The organism is Nocardioides sp. P5_C9_2 (assembly GCF_054049555.1).
This window is the reverse complement of sequence record NZ_JBFUMD010000519.1, coordinates 1-2,616: the sequence shown is the minus strand read 5'-3', so window position 1 is coordinate 2,616 and position 2,616 is coordinate 1. Positions and strand designations below refer to the sequence as shown.

The 2,616-nt window shown below is 70.8% G+C and carries 1 protein-coding gene and 1 pseudogene; both read right to left on the bottom strand.

Annotated elements, in window-relative coordinates:
* A pseudogene (locus ACXJKL_RS19065) lies at positions 1–778 on the bottom strand (hypothetical protein); the annotation flags it as partial.
* A 140-nt stretch (positions 779–918) separates the two neighbouring features.
* Positions 919–2,442: a SulP family inorganic anion transporter gene (locus ACXJKL_RS19060; RefSeq protein ID WP_457208574.1), complete on the bottom strand. Its 1,524-nt coding sequence runs from the start codon at positions 2,440–2,442 to the stop codon at positions 919–921.
* Positions 2,443–2,616 lie beyond the last annotated feature (174 nt).

Below are 2,616 nucleotides of genomic sequence, written 5' to 3'. Positions count from 1 at the left end.
TCCGGGAGTAGCCGGACTCGGAGTAGCGGAACGACGACGAGCTCGGCAGCGGCGACGGGTAGTTCTGGCCCAGCAGCGTCCAGGCGTTGTCGGCGTACCCGGCGTTGCGCATCGCCGTGCGCGGGTTCTGCAGCGCGGTGGCGATCGCGGCGCGCCGCGCGGCGACCGCGGAGGCGGTGAAGTTGCTGGTGACCGAGGAGTCGTCGTTGCAGTAGTTCTTGGCCCAGGACGGCGAGGTCAGCCAGTTGGTGACACAGGTCTGCACGATGGAGGCGAAGTTGAAGTCGTTGCCGCCGATCGACACCGAGACCAGCTTGACGTTGTGGCTCGTCGCGAAGCCCTGCAGCATCAGCGCCTGGCCCTGCTGGCCGCCGCTGTTGTAGAAGTCGAGACCCGGCTTGAAGTAGCCGTTCGAGTCGGTGAAGGTCGTGGTGCGCGAGCCCGAGCAGGCGAAGTTCACCCCGAGGGTCCCGACACCGATCTGGGACTGCGAGGCCTTGCTGCGGTGGCAGCGGTTGATCTGCTCGCCGGTGTTGGTGGCGTTGTCGAAGTACGCCGCCCCGCCGAGCGCGTCGGCCCGTGAGTACGACGCGTTGGAGCTGCCGGCCCAGCGGCCGGCCTCCCCGCTGATGTAGGAGTCGCCGAGGGTGACGACGTACGGGGTGCCGGTTCCGGGTCCGTCGGCCACGGCCGGGGCGGACGTGGTGGTGACGGCGAGGCCGGAGGCCAGCAGGGCGAGCACGCTCAGCACGAGCGCACGGGGACGAGAGGTCTTCATCGTTCTCCTGACGGTGTGGGTGGACGGTGCCGGCCCCACACCGGCGCTCGGAGTCTTGTGGCGCCCGTCACACCTGTCAACGACCGCCGGGTGAAGACTCCTGCGCCCGTACGACGCCCCGCCGCCCGCCCGGTGCTCGCCTAGTGCCCGGGCAGCGACCCGCTCAACCGGTCGTGCCGCTGGGCGCTGGAGGCGTCGAGACCGACGATCTCGACGCGCTTGCCCCGGCGCTCGTACGTGGTGGTGATGGCATCGAGCGAGGCCACCGTCGAGGCGTCCCAGACGTGGGACGCCGAGAGGTCGATGACCACGTGATCGGGGTCGTCGGCGTACTCGAACTGCGTGGAGAGGTCGTTGCTGGAGGCGAAGAAGAGCTCGCCGGTCACGCGGTAGACGGCCGAGACGCTGCCGTCGCGGTTCGTGACGAGCTCGCGGTGCGTCTCGGTGAGGTGGGCGACGCGTCGCGCGAAGAGGGTCATGGCGACGAGCACGCCGACCACGACGCCGATCGCGAGGTTGTGGCTGAGCACGGTGACCACGACGGTGGCGAGCATGACGGTGGTCTCCGACCTCGGCATCCGGCGCAGTGTGGCCGGCCGGACCGAGTGCCAGTCGAAGGTGCCGACCGAGACCATGACCATCACGGCGACCAGCGCCGCCATCGGGATGAGGGCGACGACGTCGCCGAAGCCGACGACCAGGACCAGCAGGAAGACTCCGGCGAGGAACGTCGAGAGGCGGGTCCGGGCGCCGGAGGCCTTCACGTTGATCATCGTCTGGCCGATCATCGCGCAGCCCCCCATCCCGCCGAAGAAGCCGGTGATGACGTTGGCGGCACCCTGCCCCCACGCCTCGCGGGTCTTGTCCGAGCGGGTGTCGGTGATGTCGTCGACCAGCCTGGCGGTCAGCAGCGACTCGAGCAGGCCGACCAGCGCCATCGCCAGCGCGTAGGGAGCGATGATCCGGAGGGTGTCGAGGGTCCACGGCACGTCGGGCACGAGGAGCGACGGGAGGCTGTCGGGCAGGGCGCCCTGGTCGCCGACGTCGGGCAGCTGGAGGCCCGCGACGAGCACGAAGCCGGTCAGGGCGACGATCGTCACCAGGGGCGCCGGCACGACCCGGATGACGCGGGGGAGGGCGACGATGAGGGCGATGCCGATCGCGACCAACGGGTAGACCGGCCACGGCACGTCGACCAGGTGCGGGACCTGGGCGAGGAAGATCAGGATCGCCAGCGCGTTGACGAACCCGACCATGACGGAGCGGGGGATGAAGCGCATCAGGCGGGCGACGCCGGCGAGGCCGAGCGCGACCTGCAGGACGCCGGCGAGGATCACGGTCGCGATGAGGTGGTCGATTCCGTGGTCCCGGGCGACCGGCGCGATCACCAGGGCCACGGCGCCGGTGGCCGCCGAGATCATCGCGGGGCGGCCGCCGAGGAACGCGATGGACACCGCCATCGTGAACGACGCGAAGAGGCCGAGCCGCGGGTCGACGCCGGCGATGATCGAGAACGAGATCGCCTCGGGGATCAGCGCCAGCGCGACGACGAGCCCGGCGAGGACCTCGGTGCGCAGCATGCGTGGTGAGCGCAGCGCGTTGCGGACGGTGGGCTCGAGGACGGGCGCGGACGTGGGGGCGTCGTCGTGCGACGTGGTGGTCACGGGGCTCCGTTCGTGCGGCCGGGCGCGAGTGCGGGCCGAGGTGGTGGCGGCGGGTTTGGCCGGGCGGGTGGGCGGTGAGCATCATGGTGGCCGCACGCCGGCGCCGCCGGCGGAAAGTCTGCCGGCGACCCTACCCTGACGTTACGTGAGGTTTGGCATCGTCGGTCGTGAGAG